We start from the raw sequence: 559 nt of genomic DNA, 5'->3' as shown, positions 1-559 counted from the left end.
TGGCCGAAAGCTTTCAGCCCGGCGTTCGGGTGGCGTCTGACGCTCTGCCAATCTTTGTGCCGATTTCGGTGGAGCCTGAGGACGTTGGTCGGTTAATCGATGCAGGGGGAACCGGGAAACGATTCTGTTCTGCGGGTTCCGGGTGATGCTCCGGTAGAGCGAGTAGCAGCGGTGGCGCGCGCGTTGCGAGACTCGGTATGATTGTCGCGGGACAGCGCCAGCCAGTCCTGATCGCGACGCGGCCGGTAGACTTCCGCTGCGGCGAAGCCGCGCAAACGGTTGAAGAGGGACGTGCCAGACGCTCTGGCCGTGCCCGAGAGGCCGAATGTGACATGGTCGATGGATTTCATGGCAGATCGCCTTGAGGACGGTCGGGCCTTCCGGCTGCTGAACTTGCTGGATGACTTCAACCGCGACGGTCTGGGGATCGAGGTAGATTTTTCCCTACCGGCCGAGCGGGTCATCCGGAGCCTTAACAACATCATCGAGTGGCGGGGCAAGCCCAAGACGATCCGCGTGGACAACGGCCCGGAATACATCAGTCATGCGCTGCTGGAAC

General features: G+C 61.9%; 1 protein-coding gene and 1 pseudogene. One reads left to right on the top strand and one right to left on the bottom strand.

The window, feature by feature from the left end; genetic code table 11:
- Nucleotides 1–92 precede the first annotated feature (92 nt).
- Nucleotides 93–350 (bottom strand): hypothetical protein, encoded by a 258-nt coding sequence (locus ACOI1H_RS26160; protein WP_422441278.1) that lies wholly within the window; start codon nucleotides 348–350, stop codon nucleotides 93–95.
- Here ACOI1H_RS26160 and ACOI1H_RS26155 point away from each other — a divergent pair.
- Nucleotides 265–559: pseudogene (locus ACOI1H_RS26155) on the top strand (DDE-type integrase/transposase/recombinase); the annotation flags it as partial. The gene ACOI1H_RS26160 and the pseudogene ACOI1H_RS26155 overlap by 86 nt on opposite strands.

The organism is Loktanella sp. DJP18 (assembly GCF_049310965.1).
In the GTDB taxonomy this organism is placed as follows: Bacteria; Pseudomonadota; Alphaproteobacteria; order Rhodobacterales; family Rhodobacteraceae; genus Loktanella.
This window is presented reverse-complemented; position numbering and strand designations above follow the sequence as displayed.

What these genes read in the sequence shown, in the direction of transcription:
- ACOI1H_RS26160 (WP_422441278.1), bottom strand. Translation starts at nt 350, where the DNA reads ATGAAATCCATCGACCATGTCACATTCGGCCTCTCGGGCACGGCCAGA.